At 62.1% G+C, this 19,308-nt stretch carries 10 protein-coding genes; 6 read left to right on the forward strand and 4 right to left on the reverse strand.

From position 1 onward, the window contains the following. Window positions 1-19 precede the first annotated feature (19 nt). From BV034_RS00715 to BV034_RS00740, 6 genes are all read left to right on the forward strand, one after another. Window positions 20-2,953 (forward strand): DUF4132 domain-containing protein, encoded by a 2,934-nt coding sequence (locus BV034_RS00715; protein ID WP_050023114.1) that lies wholly within the window; start codon window positions 20-22, stop codon window positions 2,951-2,953. Window positions 2,954-3,006: 53 nt separating this feature from the next. Further along, window positions 3,007-6,708, forward strand: a complete 3,702-nt coding sequence (locus tag BV034_RS00720) for a DUF4132 domain-containing protein (RefSeq protein WP_265592488.1) — start codon at window positions 3,007-3,009, stop codon at window positions 6,706-6,708. A gap of 82 nt (window positions 6,709-6,790) precedes the next feature. Beyond that, entirely contained in the window at window positions 6,791-7,915 is a 1,125-nt protein-coding gene (locus BV034_RS00725) for an AAA family ATPase (protein ID WP_050023117.1), read from the forward strand. Then, window positions 7,912-10,455, forward strand: a complete 2,544-nt coding sequence (locus BV034_RS00730; RefSeq protein ID WP_050023119.1) for a DUF5682 family protein — start codon at window positions 7,912-7,914, stop codon at window positions 10,453-10,455. The genes BV034_RS00725 and BV034_RS00730 overlap by 4 nt, the downstream gene beginning before the upstream one ends. Further along, window positions 10,452-11,582: a VWA domain-containing protein gene (locus tag BV034_RS00735; RefSeq protein ID WP_050023121.1), complete on the forward strand. Its 1,131-nt coding sequence runs from the start codon at window positions 10,452-10,454 to the stop codon at window positions 11,580-11,582. The genes BV034_RS00730 and BV034_RS00735 overlap by 4 nt, the downstream gene beginning before the upstream one ends. A gap of 1 nt (window position 11,583) precedes the next feature. Continuing rightward, window positions 11,584-13,611 carry an SWIM zinc finger family protein gene (locus tag BV034_RS00740; RefSeq protein WP_050023123.1) on the forward strand — a complete coding sequence of 676 codons (2,028 nt, stop codon included), beginning with the start codon at window positions 11,584-11,586 and terminating at the stop codon, window positions 13,609-13,611. 651 nt (window positions 13,612-14,262) lie between these two features. Here the strand turns inward: BV034_RS00740 and BV034_RS00745 are convergent. The 4 genes from BV034_RS00745 to gluQRS form a co-directional block, all read right to left on the reverse strand. Further along, on the reverse strand, window positions 14,263-16,050 hold the full coding sequence (locus BV034_RS00745; protein ID WP_050023125.1) for a hypothetical protein: 1,788 nt from the start codon (window positions 16,048-16,050) through the stop codon (window positions 14,263-14,265). A gap of 61 nt (window positions 16,051-16,111) precedes the next feature. After that, window positions 16,112-17,377 (reverse strand): glycosyltransferase family 2 protein, encoded by a 1,266-nt coding sequence (locus BV034_RS00750; protein WP_265592489.1) that lies wholly within the window; start codon window positions 17,375-17,377, stop codon window positions 16,112-16,114. Window positions 17,378-17,443: 66 nt separating this feature from the next. After that, window positions 17,444-18,355, reverse strand: a complete 912-nt coding sequence (locus tag BV034_RS00755; protein WP_050023132.1) for an aldo/keto reductase — start codon at window positions 18,353-18,355, stop codon at window positions 17,444-17,446. Window positions 18,356-18,393: 38 nt separating this feature from the next. Beyond that, window positions 18,394-19,242 (reverse strand): tRNA glutamyl-Q(34) synthetase GluQRS, encoded by an 849-nt coding sequence (gene gluQRS / locus BV034_RS00760; protein WP_050023134.1) that lies wholly within the window; start codon window positions 19,240-19,242, stop codon window positions 18,394-18,396. Window positions 19,243-19,308 lie beyond the last annotated feature (66 nt).

Raw genomic sequence — 19,308 nt, forward strand, 5'->3', positions numbered from 1 at the left:
ACCCCAACCCTGAGTTTCAATGTCTGACATTCTCAAAGCACTGGATGATACGGCCAAGCATTGGCTGCTCTGGAAGAACCCCGCCATCACGCGCTTCATCGAAACGGGTGACGAAAGCCTCCTCAATGGCCTAAAGCTCAACGATGGGTGGCTCCACACACTTTACGCGGCTGTCCCGGCACCCGGTGATCTGGATGTCCACGGCGTCCGGCTGCTCAGGATGGCGGTGATCATGGGATTGAAGAGTCTTCTCAAAGACTGGCTGCACCGCTACGACCGGAGCAGCAACGGCCTGATGTACCTGCACCCCGCGGCGGTGCAACGGCTCCGCGATGCAGGGATGACCGATGCCGAGATCCGGTTGGTGAGTGAGCATGCCGAGGCTTGGGACCATGTCGCCGATGTGCCGACGCTGGTGGGAGAGTTCTATCTTCAGATGGATGAGTCGGAGATCCCCACATTGATCACCCAGTACTCATACGGCACGATTGCTTTTTTGATCTCTCGTCGATTCCCGGACATCCTTTTGAAACTGCTGCACCAAGGGGTTCAACTCAAGTATAGAAGCTCCAGTCTTGCCACTTACATGCGGGCGAATCCGGAGGTTTTTCATGAATCGACTTACGCGGAATTGCTCAAGACGTCTTCCGATGAGGAGAAGGTTTTTCTGGCCGGATTGTTGTTTGACGTGAAACCGGAACTGTATCGGAAAACAGGCTGGGAGGCGGCCCGTCGCTCGCTGAGCGGATCAGGCAACGCCTACAGTGAGAGGCAAGCGGGTGAGCTGCTGATCAAGACAGAAGAACCGGCAGCTTTCGATCTCGTGCGCAAGTGGCTGGCGTCGCCTTGCAAGGGATACGGGGTGGACATTCAGCGTGGGCTGCTGCTGGATGAGCTGGCCAAGGCCCATCCAGCAGAACTCTGGGCGGCCTGCATAGCCTGCACCCAGAGTCCCAATGGTTCGGTCGCTCTCTTGGGATTGAAGAGACTGCGCACGCTTCCCGGCGCTGCAGAAAGCACAGCCGTTGTCACCGCGATTCGCGCTCTGCTTGGCAACTCGGAGCCGTCCTCCGTCGTGGCCGCCCTTTCCGAAGCCATCAGTTGGGGAGGTGCGCAGCTCACCGAAGAAATCTGGGCCCTTCTTCAACACAAGTCCCGGCCGGTGCGCATGGCTGCGGCGCGGGCCCTGGCGGCTCTGGCCCAGGCTGACACACAACCTCGCGCGGTGAAGCTGCTGGCCCACAAGAAAACCGATGTGCGACTGGCGGCCGTGGCGGTGCTGGAACAACTCGGCACGCAGGATTCGCTGGCGGCGCTCAAGGGCCATCTCGAAGTGGAAGAGGGCGACGATGTGCGGGATGCCATACTTCTGGCCCTGGAGCGCGTGGGGGGCGGAGCTACCCTGACGAAAGAGGAGATCGAGGCGCGCATCCAGAAGACGCTCGCAAAGATGAAGGAGCCCCCAGTTCCCTGGCTGAAACCTGCGGATCTGCCACTGGCCAAGCAGGACGGGACAAACCTGTCCGATGACAAGGTGCTTTACCTGCTCTATCGCCAGTCCCGGTGCAAGGAAATGCGCGCGGACTTGGAGGCCAAGCCGCTGTATGCGGAGCTGGACCGGGGCCGCAACGGCGGGAGTGCGGCAAACGCGCTCGCGGCCTATCTGGCCTCCGATCAAAACGCTGACCACCGCTGGGTGTTGACCTGGGCAGCTTTGGTGGGGGATGACCGGGTGGTCACGCCGCTCTTCAAGGCCGTTCTGGAGTGGGCGGAGAACAGTCGCGGGAAGCTGGCCGAGTACGGGGCCCAGGCGCTGGCGCTGCTGGGCACGGATCAGGCACTCATGATGGTGGAGAGCCTGAGTGTCCGCTTCCGGGTGAAGAACAAGAACATCGGCAAGGCTGCGGGCGATGCCTTTGCCGAGGCGGCGGAAGCACGGGGAGTGAGTGTCGAGGAGTTGGGAGACCTTGTCGTCCCCTGGCTGGGCTTTGAAGCGGGTAAACCCCGGCTTGTAGAGACTGGCAAGACCACGGTGGAAGTCAGCATTGACCAGGACTTCAAGCTCAGCTTCCGCGACACCAAGACGGGCAAGCGCTCTGGCAAGCTGCCCACTGGGGCATCCGCGGGAATTCAGGCTGAGTTCAAGGAAATGGCGAACACGCTCAAGGAGGCCGCGAAGGCCCAAGTGCTGCGTATTGAGACGCTGCTGGTGCGCCAGTTTCGCTGGCCAGTCTCGCGCTGGCAGGAGCTGTATCTGCGCAATCCGCTGCTGCGCCCCTTCACCCAGCGTTTGGTGTGGAGCTGGCAGGGAGAGGCGGGGGAGCCGACGCTCGTGTTCCGCGCCCTGGAGGACGGGACGCTCACGGATGTCAACGAGGACTCCGTGACACTGCCGATGGCTGGCTCCGTGACGATTGTGCATCCGCTGGATCTTGAGGAAACAACTCGTACAGCCTGGCTCCAGCATCTGGCGGACTACGACATCGCGCCACCCTTCCCGCAGCTCGACCGCCCGGTGATCCGGGCCAAGGATGAGGAAAGGGAAATGCGCTTTGGCAAGCACGTCCGCGGGACCGAGCTCAACGCGATGACCTTCCGTGGACGGGCGGAGAAAATTGGCTGGGTGCGGGGATCGGTGGTGGATGGCGGCGGCGTCACCTCATACCGAAAGACCTTCACCGCCGCAGGGGTGGAGGCGTTTTTGAATGTGGACGGCATGTACATCGGCATCGGGATGGATGACACCATCACCCTGGGGAATGTGTACTTTGTCCGCACCGGGACGGTCAAGACGGGCAGCTACACCTATGACGAACCTTCCAAGGAGGATGACCCACGTCTGGTGCCCTTTGGCGAAGTTCCCCCCGTGCCCTTCTCGGAGGTGATGGGAGACCTGCGGAAAATCAGCGGGAAAACGGGAGAGGAAATAGACAATGAGCAACCCCCTGCTTGAAGTCTGGAGAAACGCGAATCGGCATTCAAGCTATTGTCCCCATGCTAAACTGGTTGAAAAAACTCACTGGCTCAGGTCCAGTCTGGCTGCAATCGCCTTATCCCGCCAAAGAGCTGGAGTGGCTGGCGGCGGACTTTAAGCGGCTGGATGATCGCTCGCCTGGGATTGCGGATCGGTTGATGACTTACCTGGCGCTCGATGAGGATCAGATGGTTTTGCCTGACATCGCCACCATCAAGGATGCCACGGCCTTGATCAAGCTGCGATGCGACGCGAGCGCTTCTCATGACTCTACGAGCGCAGGCCTATCGAAGTTCTTTTCACAAGGAACGATCCGGTCGGTGGAATTTCACCTGCGGCTGGCGCGAACACTGAATGCCATTGCGAACACAGGCAGAGTCTCAACCGAATGCCCGGGCCTCAATGAGGATGCCAGTTGGCTGGCAGTTTACCTAATGGAAGCTGCGAGGGTGCCCCGGAATATCTATCCAAGGAAGGCCAAGGCCACCCTGCTGGCGGCTGACGAACTGGAGGCCATGCTGGTCCATAATGGTCAGCCTCCGTCCCTTTTGGTGCGAGGTGCATTCTGGGTGAACCCGGCCGGATTTGAAAGTGTGCCATATGATTGGTTGTTTCATGTGATCCCGGGGATGGACCAGGCCATCCAGAGGCACCCGGACACCATACGTGAATGTCTGGCCAACCCAGACCACAAGCGGAGGAGCCGGGTGATGATTTCTCTAATGAAGGCGTCCTACCCGCTCTCCCTGTGTCTAGATGAAGTAGACAAGGATGCCACAGGGACTTCAAAGCAGGCACGTGAGATCGCCCAGATATGGCTTGCCCGGGAACCAGAGCTGGCCGTCCCCCTGATTCGACGGCAAGTCAGGGAGGGCAGCTCGGACCAGCGTTATCATGCAGTTCGTCTGTTGATACAACTGGAGGGGGGCGCTTCGCACGAATTCTTGCGGGAGAGGGTGCAAGAGGAAAAAGCCCGCCCGGTGGTGGATGAGATTCAGCGTCTTCTCAATTCCGCAGTGTCCGATTCCTCTCCAGTGGAGGTCATTGAAGCTGCGCAAAAGCTAGTTCTACCGGCGTTGCCGGGCGATCTACTCGCTGATCAGAAGCTGGACCTGCGAGTGTTGGATGAGCTCAAAGAATGCATGGTTAAGACCAATCAGGATTGGTTGTCTGGCTGGCAGAAAATTCAGCATCAGAAATGGGCTCCCAAGATCCCAAATCAGATGGATGCCTCCCTGGCGACGGATTGGTTTGATCTGCTGCAGACACTTTCAGCGAAGAATCTGGTGATGCCGGAAAAGCCCAAGAATGAGGCCATATGGTCGGACCCGTTCCGCACCGCTACCAAGTTGGACACCTTTGGCGCTCATCCGCAGTTCAAACTGATTCATGCGCTCCGCTGGTGTGTGATCCTTCGTCCAAGGATGGTGGAGGCGAACTACCACTTCCACAATCAGGCGACCCTTCCGCTGGAGAGATGGCTCGGCAGGCATGGCCAGTTCGAGCTGAGAACTCTGGCGGCCATTTGTGAAGCTCTGGGTTTCCCGAGTAACTGGATTGGAGAGTGCTGGCTGAAGGCAGGGCACCTTAACAACGTTGGGATTTCCGTGGTGGAACCGTCGCAAGCCTGGAGCTATTTTGCCGAACGATTGCAAATGCTCCGTGAGGCGCTGGGCTGGCTGCCAGTCGATCCCACCAGGAGTCTCTACCGATACTACGGGGACTATCTGAAAGCCAACGCATGGAGGGTGCTCACGGCCTTTCCAGTGCCGCCCCAGGGGCTGGTAGAAGGCATGTGGGACGTCGCTCTGGGCAGCAGCAAGACGGAGCGTCTGCTGGCGCAAACCGCGCTTCAACGTGCGCCGGGTCGTGACCAGCGCATCATAGCGGCCCTTGCTTGCGGGCAGATGGAGCAACGTGCGGTGGCTGCTGAATGGTTGGGCCGGTTGAAAGTGGCGGAGGCGGAAGCACCCCTGAGGCAGGCGGTGATAAAGGAAAAGCACGATGCGCCCAAGGCGGCGATGTTCACCGCACTGGAGCGACTGGGAGTGCCTGTGGAAGAGTTCATGGACCGGAAGGCATTGCAGAAGGACGCGTTGAAACTGACCGCCAAAGGGCTGCCGCCGGCATTGGCATGGTTTCCTGTTTCCCAACTCCCCGGAGTACGCTGGGAGGATGGGACGGGCACGGTGCCTCCTGAAGTGATCACCGCCTGGCTCATCCAGGCGTGCAAGCTCAAGACGCCTGTGCCCGGTTCCTTGTTGAGGCGCTATGTGGCGACGATGAAAGCTGCCGACCGCGAGACCTTGGGTGAATACGTCCTCAACTCCTGGCTTGTGGAGGATGTGCGTCTCCCCACCCGCGAGGAATGTGAAGCCAAAGCACGGCAAATGGCGCAGCAGTATCCGCAATACTACGCTCAGCTATCTATGTCGGGCCAAGTGGCTCAACACATGGCTGTCCTGCAAAGACAGCCGCTTGGGTCTGCCAACGAATGCAAAGGCATTCTTGCGTTGGCTGCAGCCTGCCTGGGTGCTGGCGCGTCGGCCCCTGCTGCGACCTTCTTGAAGACATGGTATGGCCAGCGGGTGCACCAGTGCAAGGCGCTGCTGCAGATGCTGGCATGGGTGGAGCATCCGTCGGCGATCCAGACGCTGCTGGCGGTGGGCACCCGCTTCCGCACCAAGAGCATCCAGGAGGAGGCCATCCGGCTTGCGCATGAGATCGCGGAACGGAACGGGTGGACGCTGGCCGAGCTGGCGGATCGTACCATCCCGAGTGCCGGGTTCGATGAAAACGGCATACAGGAACTCGACTACGGTCCGCGCAGATTCTTCCTCAGGCTCAATGCAGATCTGGAGACGATTCTGGAGGATGCAGAGCAGAAGCCGCTCAAGGCGCTCCCGCTCCCCCGAAAGGACGATGATGACGAACTGGCGGCTGCCGCTAAAAAGTCGATGTCCTCGGCACGCAAGGTACTGAAGCAGGTTCTGAATCAGCAGCGGGCCAATCTCTATGAGGCCATGTGCCTGCAACGGTGCTGGCGGTTCGAGGACTGGGATGTTTATCTCAACCGGCATCCCATCGTCCGTCACTGCTGCCAGAAGCTCGTCTGGATGGTCTCCTCGGGCAACGGCAGCGAGGTGGTCAGACTTTTCAGGCCGATCGCCGATGGTACATTGACGGACGCAGAAGACAATGAAGTTAAACTGAAACCGGACGAAATCGTCCGTCTGGCTCATGGCGTCTTCCTGTCTGCGGATCAGCAGGCATTGTGGGCCCGGCATCTGGAGGACTACGAGGTGACGCCGTTCTTTGACCAGTTCAATCGCAAGAGTCCAGAGATCCAAGGAGACAAAAAGGAGTGCCTGGAGTTGCGCGACTTTGAAGGCTGGATGGGAGAGACCTTCAAGTTGCGAAGTCGCGCCACCAAGCTGGGCTACGCACGCGGAGAGACCGGTGATGGCGGCTGGTTCAATGAGTATGTGAAGCGTTTCCCTACTGCCGGAATCCAGGCTGTGGTGGAATTCTCCGGCAACGGCCTGCCCGAGGTGAACCGCCAGTGCGCTACGATAGCCCTCTCCTTCCAACCGCATGGGGTGGGCTACGGTGGAGTGGCGCTTCCGCTCTCAGAAGTCCCCAATGTGTTGCTTACGGAATGCTGGAACGACTATCGTCAAATGGCGGCGGACGGGACAGGGTACGATCCTGACTGGTGCAACAAGTGCGAGTGACCCTTCACCCTGCCCTGGACTTGCCCAAGCCCGCCAGACCGGGCAACATTGCGTAAGCCTTACCAACTCCCCGCATTCTTTCATGTCCGCCTCCATCCAACCTCCCGCCGAAACCCGGTTCGCTGAAGAACTCGCCGCCCTGGCGGCGAATGACAAGGCACCGAGGCCGGAGAACTGGCACCTTTCTCCGCAGGCGGTGCGGCAGTTCATCCTGGGGTCTGAGGGGGCGGCACTGACTCACGAGTGGGAGGGGAAGAAGACGAAGACCTTCATCACCCGCAAGTACTATGGGGAGACCGCCCTTATTGAGCGCTGTGTGGTGACGCTCCTCGGTCACCGCGGACTCATGCTCGTGGGCGAGCCGGGCACGGCCAAGTCCATGCTGTCCGAGCTGCTGGCCGCCGCCATCGCCGGGGATTCCAAACTCGTAATTCAAGGAACGGCGGGAACCACGGACGATCACATCAAATACTCCTGGAACTACGCCCTGCTGCTGGCGGAAGGGCCCTCGCAGCGGTCGTTGGTGCCTTCGCCGCTGCACATTGCCATGCAGCGCGGGGCGCTGGCCAGGTTCGAAGAAATCACGCGATGCCAGCCGGAAATCCAGGACACCCTGGTGAGCCTGCTCTCTGACAAGGCGCTCCACATTCCAGAACTGGGGGATGACTCGGTGCTCTTTGCAAGGAAGGGCTTCAACGTCATCGCCACGGCAAACCTCCGTGACCGGGGGGTTCATGAAATGTCCAGCGCCTTGAAGCGCCGGTTCAACTTCGAGACGGTGCCGCCCCTGGCGGACAAGAAGCAGGAGATGGAGCTGGTGAAGCGCCAGGCCGAGGCCCTGCTCGCAGACTCCAACATTGCGGTGAAGTGCCCAGAGGATGTGATGGAGGTTCTGGTGACCACCTTCCAGGATCTGCGCCTGGGGCGTACGGAGGAGGGCACCGTGATCGAGCGTCCCAGCACCGTCATGTCCACCGCCGAGGCCGTGGCGGTGGCGCACGCCGCCGCGCTGGATGCCCACTACTTTGGCAAAGGGACGCTGGAGCCGGAGCACCTGGCCCGACAGCTCCTGGGCACGGCGCTGAAGGACAACGCAGACGACATCAAGAAGCTGCGTCACTATATGGATGTGGTGGTGAAGGCCCGGGCTGCGAAGAGCAAGACCTGGGACCGTTTTCACCAGGCGCGCAAAGGGATCATCCGATGACTCCTCCAGACACGGCTCTGGCGGATGGACTCCGGGCGATGCAGCAGAAGCTCATCACCCCGGAGGTTGTTTATTTTCCAGTGCGCCACCACAGCCCGGCCTGTGCCTGGCAGATCCGCCAGTGGATCCGTGCGCATCGGCCGCGAGCCGTTCTAGTGGAGGGTCCGGATGATTTCATGCCGCTGGTTCCGCATCTGCTCCATGAGAAGTGTCGCCCGCCCGTGGCCATCTACACGCACTACCGCATTCGGCGGCCGGGTTCGAAGAATAAACAGAGCAGCGAGGGACGCCATGCCGCCTATTACCCTCTCTGCGAGTACTCCCCGGAGTGGGTGGCCTTGCGTGAAGGCCACGCAGTGGGTGCGACATTGAGGTTCATTGATCTGGACTATCCCAGCCAGCGGGTGGTGGAAGACGCAGCGCAGGAGAAGCCCGGAGCGCTCAAGATTGAATCCCTGCAGGCGGAGCACCACTTCCGCCGCAGTGCCTATCTGCAGGAGCTGGCACGCCGGCTTGGGTGCCGGGACCATGATGAACTCTGGGACCATCTGATCGAGGTGCGGGGATGGCAGGGGGAGCCGGAGAAGCTGATGCACGATGTGGCGGCCTACTGCTGGTTTTCCCGTCTCGACTGCCCCCCAGAGGTGATGGAAGCCGACGGCACCCTGGCGCGGGAGGCGGCCATGGCGACCGCCATCCGGGAGGTGCTGGGCCAGCCAACAGAGGGACCGGCGGCCGGACCCGTGCTGGTGGTCACGGGCGGATTTCACACGGTGGTCCTGCCGGATCTGGTGAACGCCTTGACCGTGTCGCCCGCCCCCCGGCATGAGCCCCAGGAACGTCACTCCTGCCTCACTCGTTATACCTTTAACCAACTGGACTCGCTCTCCGGATACGGTGCGGGCATGCCGCAGCCGGGCTACTACCAGGCCTGCTGGGAGGCCTTGTCTTCCAGCGAGGACAAACCTTTGGATGCCGTGGCCCTGCGGATGATCGTGGAGCTCGGGCGCACGGCACGGTCGCGGGATCTCGCTGGCACCGTCTCCGCCGCCGATGAGATTGCGGCGCTGGCACAGACGCAAGGATTGGCCCAGCTGCGAGGCCATCCCGGTCCCTCGCGTGAAGATGTTTGGGATGGTCTGCGTGGTGCCATGGTGAAAGGCGAGATGGGCGCGGATGGCGGCGCGCTGATGGCCCTGGCCCGTCAGATCTTTACCGGTCGGGCTACGGGGGATGTGCCTCCCGATGCGGGTGTGCCACCGCTGGTGGAAGACTTCCGGCAGACGGCAAAACAGGCCAGACTCCCCGTGGAGTATGCTGCAACGGAAGGGGTGGCACTGGAGATTTACAAAAAAGAGGCCCACCGGACAGTATCCCGATTCCTGCACCAGCTGGAGTATCTGCAAGTTCCCTTTGGGACGCGGAAGGCGGGGCCGGACTTTGTAAATGGCACGAACCTCCGGCGTATTGTGGAGCACTGGGATTGCCAGTGGGCTCCTCATACGGAGGCGATGTTGATCGAACGCTCTGTCTATGGCTCCTCCGTGAGAGAGGCCGCAACGTCCAGGCTGGCAGAGGCGGTCACCCAGCTTGAATCGGCGTCCAGCCCGGGCACAGGCGAGGGAGTTTCCCTGCTCATCCGGGCCTGTCTGATGGGGTTGCCAGATGCTGCGACATCGTTGGCCCTGCACCTGGTAAAGTGGATCGCTTCGGATCCGTCATTCAGCTCCGTGGCAGAGGGTCTGGGGCAGCTCCTGCTGCTCTGGCAGAGCCGCGAACCGCTGGAGGCACGGAAACTGGACCTGCTTCCGGCCCTGGTGAAGTCGGGCTATCAGCGGGCCTGCCAGTTGCTGGAGCAGGCCTCTCTTTTGCCAGAAGAACAGGCGGAGCCGGTCGTGCGGGCCTGCCTGATGCTGCGGTCGCGTCTGGCTGCCCAAGGCGACGACGAAGGTGCGGAGGCCGGGTCGGATGAAGATCAAGGAGCAGGGCACCTGGATGCCGCCCCATTCTGGGAGGCGCTGAGGCGGGTGCAACACCACGCTCAATGCGCCCCTCTTTTGCGCGGGGCTGCGGCAGGCCTGCTCCACACCGCGGGACGCATGGATCTGGAGTCTCTACTGGCACTTACCCGCGGCAATCTGGCCCCGGCAGTGGGGGAGAGCGCCCGGCAGATTGCTTTCCTGACCGGCCTGCTGAAAGCCGCGCGGGAGCTGGCCTGGCGGGAGCCCAGACTGCTTGCGGAAGTGGAGGGACTCATGTCTCACTGGAGCGATGACGAATTTCTGCGCAGGCTTCCCGATCTTCGCCTTGCCTGGGCTGACCTCACCCCGCGCGAAACGGATCGCGTTGCCGCGTTGGTGGCGGAGCACAACGGCGTGGCCAGCCTGCCGCTGCCGAGATACGCAGGGGTGACGGAAGCAGAGTTGCTCGCCGCGCTCCAGGCCTCATCGGTGGTGGAGAAAGCATTGCGTGAGGACGGTCTTGCCACCTGGCTTCAAGTCAACGATCCCCAACCCCTGCCGGAGGCCGCCAACACATGAGCAGCACCCTCGAACGCTGGCGTCTGGTTCTGGGAAAGTATGCGGACGACAGGCTCTCCACGCCACTTGGGGCCGAGCAGGCCCGCATGGATGCCGCGCTGGATTACCTCTATTCCCGTGAGTATGAAGGGCGCGGTTTGCGTGAACCCACGGGCGAAAGCCGTGAGGGCGGCACCGGCCCCTCCCAATTCACCGTGCCCGCCTGGCTCTCGGAGGTGCGGGTGCTCTTCCCCAAGGAGACGGTGGAGGTCATTGAAAAACATGCGCTCGACCGCTACGAGATCAAGGAGCTGGTCACCGATCCGGAGACGCTCGCCAAGCTGGAGCCCAACCTGGATCTGGTGAAGACGCTTCTGAGCTTTCGCGGTCACCTCAAAGGGCAGGTGCTGGACCAGGCACGACGCATCATCCAGCATGTGGTCGAGGAAATAAAAGACCGCTGGCAGAGTGAGGTGCGGCAGGCGCTGACGGGACGATTGAACCGCTTCCGCCACAGCCCGCTCAAGGCCGCGCAGAACTTTGACTGGCGGGCCACGCTCCGACGCAATCTCAAGAGCTATGATCCGGCCCGGAAGACGGTCGTGTTGCGGGACCCGCGGTTCTTTGCCCGCAACACCCGGCGGCTGCCGTGGCACATCATCCTGTGTGTGGATCAGAGCGGCAGCATGGCAGACAGCGTCATCCACAGCGCCGTCATGGCGGGCATCTTCGCCGGGCTTCCCTCCCTGCTGGTCAAGCTCGTGGTCTTTGACACGGAGGTTGTCGATCTGAGCGAGCACGCACAAGATCCCGTGGAAGTGCTCATGAGTGTGCAGCTGGGCGGAGGCACCCATATTGCCAAGGCACTCAAATATTGTGAGGGGCTGTTGGAGAATCCTCATCGCACCGTGCTCGTGCTGGTGAGCGACTTCATGGAAGGCGGACCCGTTGGGCAGATGCTGGCCGCGGTCCGGAGAATGAAGGAGGCCGGTGTGGTGCTCATGGGGCTGGCTGCTCTGGATGCCAATGCGGTACCCGCCCATGATCCCGCCGCGGCGCAGCAGCTCGTGGAGGCCGGAATGGAGATCGCGGCCCTCACTCCCAAACAACTGGCCGGCTGGCTGGCCAAGATCACCAGCTTGAAATGACATGAGCCGAGAGCAAGAAATCCGGCAGGTCTATGCCGCCCTGACTCCGGCCGCCCTGGAAGCGCTGGCCAACAAAGGCCTGTTGCGCCGGGCCCAGAAGGATGTGGAACGCGGGGAGGTCGGAGAGTTCGTCTTGGTGGAGGACGCGGACTCCCTGACCGCTACCGTGAGCGGGCATCAGGTGCGCCTGCCTAGGGCAGGTCCCGGGCGGGCGGCCTGTTCCTGCCCGGCCGCGGGAGTGTGCCAGCACATCCTGGCAGCGTGTTTAAGTGTCACTTGCGAACCTTCCTCGAACCCTTCCGGGCAACTCTCTGCGGCAGGTGGTGAACGTGTAAGGGAGGAATGGCTCATCCTGGATGATGCAACCCTGGTGCAGACCTTCAGCCTCCCGGTGATGAGGGCGGCGCATGAGCTGCTCCAGCAGCAGGAGCCCGTCATTCAGGTTGCGGCGGATCTGGTGGTGCGGTTCCCGCATCTCAATGCCGAGATCCGTGGTTTGCCGGGCACTGGCCTCGCAGGGATCATGGTGGCTGGCGCTCCTGAGAAGAAGCATGACCTCATGACGGCCGCGGCGCTACAGGCCGTGCGTCGGGTTGCGGGAAAGAACTGGGAGCCTCCTGCCTTGAAGACGGGCAGCGAGGTGGCGGGAGCCACCCGTGCCGAGGTATTGCCCGCCGTGACCATCCTGCTGGAGGAGGTGGTGGCTGCAGGGTTGGCCCGGCTGACGGAGTCGGAGGGCCAGCGACTGGAATCGCTCGGCGTTTCCGCCCAGGCCGCCGGATTGCCCCGTCTGTCGCTGCTGCTGCAACGGCTGGCCACGCAGGTGGGTGACTGGTTGGACCGCAAGCCGCAGGCCGACCTCGCCAGGTTGCTGGCGGATGCCGCGCAGGCCTATGCCTTGACCCAGGGGCTTGATCATCAAGCGCAGCCGCATCTGACCGGGACCCCGCGCGAGAAGTATGCGGAAGTGGGCACGCTGCAGCTCTGTGGAGTCGCCGCGTGGCCCTGGCGCACCGCGTCCGGATATGAAGGGCTGACCGTGCTGTTCTGGGACCTGGACAACAAAGACTGGTCCACCTGGACAGAGGCCCGCCCCAAGGCCTTTGCCGGAGGGTTCAGTGCAGTGGGGCGGTACACCGCGCCCGGTCCGTGGGAAGGGGCGGATTCCCCATCGCAACTGGCATCCAGCCGGTTCCGGCTCATGAAGGCCCGCCGCAACCGGTGGGGAAGGCTGTCTGGCAGCAGCCAGTCGCAGGCGCTTGTGACGGGCTCCTCGAACCCGGTGGAGGTACTGGCCCCGGTGGAGATCAACTGGGAGCATCTGGAGAGGCAGTTTGCTGCCGCGTCCCGGCCGGGCCTGCGGGAACACGACCCCCGGCGGGCATTTTATCTTCTGCAACCCTCCCGCTGGGAACGGCAGCCCTTTGACCCTGTCTCCCAGTCGTTGTGCTGGTATCTCATGGACGACACCGGCAGGGCCCTGCTGCTGCGCGTGGTGTACGACGATCTCACCAAGCCCTTGATCGAAGCGCTGGAGAACTTTCCGCCGGATGAGCTCACCGCGTGTCGGGTGATTGGGCGCGTGCACCGGGAGGGGGGCCATCTGGTGGTCCATCCTCTGGGACTCCTGCGGGAGGGCGGGCCCGTGATGCTGGCCTTTCCTTCGGAGAAAGCCGGTCACAAGCCAGCGGGAGCCAGGACTGCGGTGCCGCCGGTGCTGAAGCCGGAGGACGGCGAAGAGGAAGAGGAGATCGAGGAGACAACTGCGCCCGCGGCCCCTCTCGCCATGGGGCCTCTGCAGAGGTTGTTGTCCGGATTAGCCAGCTCTTTGGAATGGATGGCGGAAGGGGGCACCAGCACGACCAGCCATGGTGTGGGGGAGGAGTTGAGAGATTGGCAGGCCCGCGCGAAGACGCTTTCGCTGGCTCCGCTGCTGCCTTCCCTGGAAGTCTTGTGTGCCCGACCGAGGGCCGCGGCCTTGTTGCAGTGCCGGTGGATTGTGAGTGTGTACCAGTCACTGGATGGTTAGGTTGTGGTGGGGGTGCCGCGAACCAGACCGCCACAACTCCTTCGGAGTAGGTTCTTTTCGCCCACCTACCCAACGTAGACTCGCTGGAAGCTCGTCAACGGTGGGCTTGTGGCCAGATCCTCTTCGAGGAAGAGCTTCGACTATGCGGCTGCTGCGCCTGGTGGCCTCCTCAGTCCGAATGTAATCCCTGCAGGGAAGTTGGGGCTTTGCTTTTGACGATCTGATCGTGTCCCAGTCCGGGGTAACCGATGCCGGAGGCATCAAAGCGATTAGCCCGAAGTGGATGCCAGCGATGTCTTTTTGCAGGCGCACGTTGCTGTCACCTCCTCGGGGTGAACGCAAATTCTCCTTGTCCCTGGGATATCGCTTTGGTCAACGCCCGGCGTCTAATGGCTGGGATGCCTTTGGCATCCAACTTCCCCGCCATATTCTCCCGATTTGCATCGGTTATCGACGCTGTAGAGAATTTGTAGCGCAGCCAGACGGCAAGCGGACCTCGCGCGCGGCCCTTCAGGCCGCAACTCAAGGGGGGGACCCATACCCAGGGTCTCTGTCCACTTCGTGGCCTCCGCCCCTGGGCTGGGGCCCTTCAGGCCCGAAGCATCTCGTGATGCATGATCTTGTCTGAGCGTCAGCCAAGGTGAGGTGTTGCTACTTTTCCGGCACGTACCATCGGGAAACCCTTTCCCATTCTTTCATGAGGCGGGACTTGGTCTCTGCGTCCACTCTGGCGGTTTCCACCTGGTGTCTCGCCTCGGCGACATCGCTTCTCACGGAGTCATGGACGATGCTCCGTTGATGGATGAAGCGCAGTTCAGGGTCTGGAATGCGGTTGGCGGCTTCCAGCGCCGCTTTGGGGCCGCCTGATTCATCCGGTGCGTGGAAACCACTGAGGAGCGCGTCAACTTCATCAGTCGCGATGTCCTGAAGAAGGAGGGATTTCTCGGCGCCGCCCAATGCGGATTCGCCAACCAGCTTGCGTACGATCTCGAACCCGATGCTCCGGCCAAGACTATCGTACTTCTCCAGGCAGTGCTGTCTGGTGGCTGGGGCGCGCAAGGTCAGGATGAAGGCATAACCCTCTGCAAATCGCTTCCCATCTTTCATCGCCAGCTCGATCTGCCCCGAGGTCCATGAGTCGATGAGCCCGTCCACCTCCCCGGGAGTGGCTGCGGCTGCGGCGGCCTGGGTGGTTGTCTCGGATAGCGGGAGATGAACACCCGCCTTGAACACCCCTTCCAGGGCGCGACGCCGGGCTTCAGGTTCGTTGAAAGCACGAGCCGCGGCGCAGGCCTGGTCCCAGTTTTCCGAGGCCTGATGGATGACCTCACTGATCATCACCTGCTGTTCTGCAAGGGTGCGGGCAGCGGGGTCCGCCAGGGTGGCTGCCCACTGGCGGGCGGGAAATTCGTCATGGAGCAGCCGCAACCGGGTGAAGGCTGGCAGGACTTTATCTCTCCTGGATTTGGGTTCGAGGCGCAACACGTGCTCTGACCATTCGCCCCAGTTTGGAGATTGCATCTGGCGCACCAGTAGATTCACCCAGGCCTGCATGAGGAGCGGATCTGCCTCAAGAAACCGCTCAAACGCCTCCACGGTGGGCTTTGGCGGCTGTTTTCTCAGCACTTCTTCAATCTCCGGCACTCCCATCTGGCTGGAGCTCAGGTCGAACTTTACCGCGTTGTTGAAGTCCTTCTCCAGCGCCTGCTGCAGGACCATGGTCAGCAAGATGGTGCGGAGCTTGCCCGGCTTTTGCGCGAGCAGATATTTCCAGTCCGCTTCGAGATTGGGTGAGGTCCAAGGTTTTTCCCCACTCAGGAGGTAGTAGGTGGCATCGCGCCAGCGGAAGTCGTCCATGGTTTTTTCTCCGGACCTCATTTCCTCCAGCGCGGCCATGATGCGCTCCATCGGCTGGTCTTTAAGGGCAGGCACCAGGCCCTCGATCAGCACATAGTAGTAGTACTGCTTGCTCATGGGGTTGAGCCGCAGCCGCATGAAGCGGGCTGCTGCGATGGGATCGCGGGCTGCCATTTGTCGCACCAGGGCAATTCTTAACTCATTGCCATGATAGCCCTCCCATTCCTCGACCCTGCGGAACACCGCCTCGAAATCTTTTTGAGCCCAGTCGGTGATGAGAGCATACCAGCGGAGCTCAACCGCTTGGCGTAGTTCGTCCACTTCGGGACGATGCTTTACATTCCAGGTGTCAAAGATGTACCGGGACGCTGCGGCTTGCTCTGAGGGGGACAGAGCCCTGAAATTCTCCCGCAGCGTTTCATCATCCGAGACCAGCATGGGCGGGCCGGAGTGAAGCCAGGATCTCCATGCGGGGAGGGAGGCTGAGTCAGCCGGGGCGGCATTCTGGGCAATCGCGTGAGAGACGATCATCCCTGTGGTCAGCATGACGACAGGAATCAGGCGCAGCCGGTGGGGAAGCATTTCCGCATGGTTGCGGAAACGTCAGGTTTTGTCGATCCCAATCCCGGCCTGCGCCGCGGAGTCAATCCTTTGCATCGCGCAGCGTCCGTGCGCTCTTGGAGCGGAGGGTGGCACCGATCTTCACCCACTTGCTGGCAGCGCAGGCATCTTTAAAGTTCTGCCACTTGTCGGCCGGGCGCTTGCCTTCGTTCCCCGTGAGAGCGCCGAGCTGGCCGAGCAGCAGACCGAGGCGGAGCCACTTGGAGGAGAGGACCTTCTGGCGGGCGCGGGCGAGCTGGTCGAGCGCCTCCCGGTCTTTTTTGCACTGGTCGTGCTCGGCGCGCAGGGTCTCGAGGCGGTCATTGAGCACGCCTCCGGAGACAAGTGGCGTTTTCCCATCGTAGGAGCCGGCGAGGATTTTGTTGGGGAACTCGTCCAGTTCTGGGCCTTCCAGGCTGGCGGCGATGGCTTCCAACTCCTGCTCGGAGGCCAGGGTGGCCAGGCGGGCCAGGGCGAGCTGGAACAGCCCCGCGTGGAAGCTGCTGATGTTGTCCCATGACGCGCGGGCGAACTGGTAGAACCGCTTGCGCATCTCCGGCTGGGTCATGAAGGCCTCGGTATGCTCCTTGTAGAGATCGAGCTGCATGCGTACCATCTCCTTGATGAGTGGCGCGGGCTTGGTGGCAATGGTGTTGGACCCGTGAACCCGGTACTCCAGGAGCACCTCCTGGCGCACGGCGATCTGGTTCTCCAGCGCCGCGGTGGCGAGGAAGAAGTAGTCGTGATTGAACCGGTAGGGACGGAAGGGGTACTGTTGCAGGTAGGTCGCCCGTGCAAAGACGTTGGTGGTGGTGGCCACGAAGTTGGCCTGGCCAAACCACTCCGCCATGGTGATGCCTTGCTGCTTGCCCAGGCTCCAGGCCCCGTGGAACCACCGGGCGCGCGGGGCGTCCTCCGGCATGACCGCGCCTTCGGCATCGATCACCCGCAGGCCGGTGCAAAAGACGCACTTCACCGGATTTTGGGTCGCCAGTTCCAGGCAGAGCTCAATGCGCTGCGGCAGATACCGGTCGTCAGAGTTCAGGATGCTCACGTACTCGCAGTCCGTCGCGGCACGGTCCACTAGCTCATTGATGGTGTTGTGCGCGCCGCGGTTTTCCCGTGTCCAGAGCTCAATGCCTTTGCTCTCGTAGGCCTTGAGCACCTCCACCGAGTTGTCGGTGGAGCCGTCATCGATCACCAGGATGCGGTCGGGCTTGCGCGTCTGGGCCAGCACGGACTCGATGGCTCCGCCTACGAAGCGACTGTGATTGTAACAGGGGATGACGACAGCAACACGAGCAGGCATGATGAGGGAAGGCACATGAGTGCCGCAAAGCCGGGATGCTTCAAGTGAATAAGGACGAGCGGCCCATCATGGGATCTTATGGCCCTTGGCCGCTTCCCAGAGGGAGTACCAGTCTTCACGCTCCAAGTGGATGCTGGCCGCCTGCGCCGCGCTCTCGATTCTCTCCACCTTGTTGGTGCCGATCACCGGCAGCGCCTGGGCTGGGTGAGCCAGAATCCAGGCGTAGGCGAGCTGTTCCAGCGTGGCACCGTCGTATTTGTCGGCCAGACGGGCGGTTTCTGCGGCGAGGCGGCGGGCCGCTTCGTTGGTGGCGTCGAAGAGTCGTCCTCCGGCGAGCGGACTCCAGGCCATGGGACGCACTTGGAGTTTCTGGCACTGGTCGAACACGCCATCATAGACGGGATCCATATGCAGGAGGTGAAATTCCACCTGGTTGGTCACCAGGGGCTGCTCCAGGCGGCTGTTGAGCAGGTCATACTGGGTGACGCTGTAGTTCGACACTCCGGCGCTGGCGATTTTCCCGTCCCGCAGGAGCTGATTGAGGCCGGAGGCGGTGTCCTCCGCGCTGGTCAGCCAGTCGGGTCGGTGGACCAGGAAGAGGTCCACGCGGTCGGTGCCGAGGAATCGGAGGGACTTCTCCAGGCTCTTGATCAAGCGGGCACCCGTGGCGTTGTAGAAGGCGGTGCGGCGCTCCGGGTGAAACTTGTTGGGCACGTAGATGCCTGCCTTGGTGACGATCTCCAGGCGGTCCCGCAGGCCGGGGGAGAGGGCCAGGGCCTTACCCAGAGCCTCTTCCACCTCATAAAGGCCGTAGATCTCTGCGGTATCGAGGGTGGTCATGCCCAAGTCCGCACAGCGGTTCAGCCGGCGGTTCAATTCCTGCAGGCTGGATCCATCGTCCAGGATCCTCCAGGTGCCATAGACGAGGCGGGAGAATTCGGGACCGTTGGGGGCAAGTTTGATTCGGGGCAGGGACATGGGAGGTGGAAGCTGGGAGTGACGGGTGCGCGGATGAACTAACCCTCCGGCGGAGGAACGCCTATGGCAGCACGGACTTGATCCGGTGTCCAGCCTGCCTCGCGGAGGGAGCGCAGGGAGCGGGCGTCATCCCGCTTCGCGAGGCGCTTGCCGGATTCATCAGTGATGAGGCGGTGGTGTTTCCAGGTGGGGACGGGCAGGTCGAGCAGCGCCTGGAGGACCCTGTGTAGATGGGTGGAGGGCAGCAGGTCCTCGCCGCGGGTCACCAGGGTGATGTCTTGGGCAAAGTCATCCACTACCACGGCCAGATGGTAGCTGGTGGGCGTCTCCTTCCGCGAAAGCACCACATCCCCCAGCGGGGTGGGATCGGCAATCATCCGGCCGTGGTTCAGGTCCAGCCAGTCCAGATCCCGGCCTGCCAGATCGAGGGCCTTGCCCAAGTCGAGCCGCATGGCGTAGTCGCGTCCGGAGGCCATCTGTTCCGCCACCTGATCCGCAGCCAGACGGCGGCAAGTCCCGGGGTAGGAAGGTCCGTCGGGACCTTGCGGGGCGAGCCCGGCACGAGCGATCTCCTCCTGGATCTCCCGCCGGGTGCAGAAGCATGGGTAGAGCAGCCCCAGCGCTTCCAGGCGGCGCAGGGCATCGCGATAGTCCTCGAAGTGGTCGCTCTGCTTTCGGATCGGAGATTCCCAGGTGAGGCCGAGCCAGGTGAGGTCTTCGAAGATGGCCTCTTCATAAACGGGGCGTACCCGCGTGAGGTCCAGATCGTCCAGACGGACCAGGAAGCGTCCTCCAGCCTGCCGGGCTTCCTCACGCGCAAACACTGCGGCATACGCATGCCCCAGATGCAGCCATCCGGTGGGACTGGGGGCGAAGCGGGTGATCACTGGCAGCGGGTATGAGAGGGGGCGGGGATGTTTCTTGTCAAGCCGCGGGGAAAACGCAATCTATTA

Origin of the sequence: Verrucomicrobium sp. BvORR034, from assembly GCF_000739635.1 — a bacterium.
In the GTDB taxonomy this organism is placed as follows: Bacteria; Verrucomicrobiota; Verrucomicrobiia; order Verrucomicrobiales; family Verrucomicrobiaceae; genus Verrucomicrobium.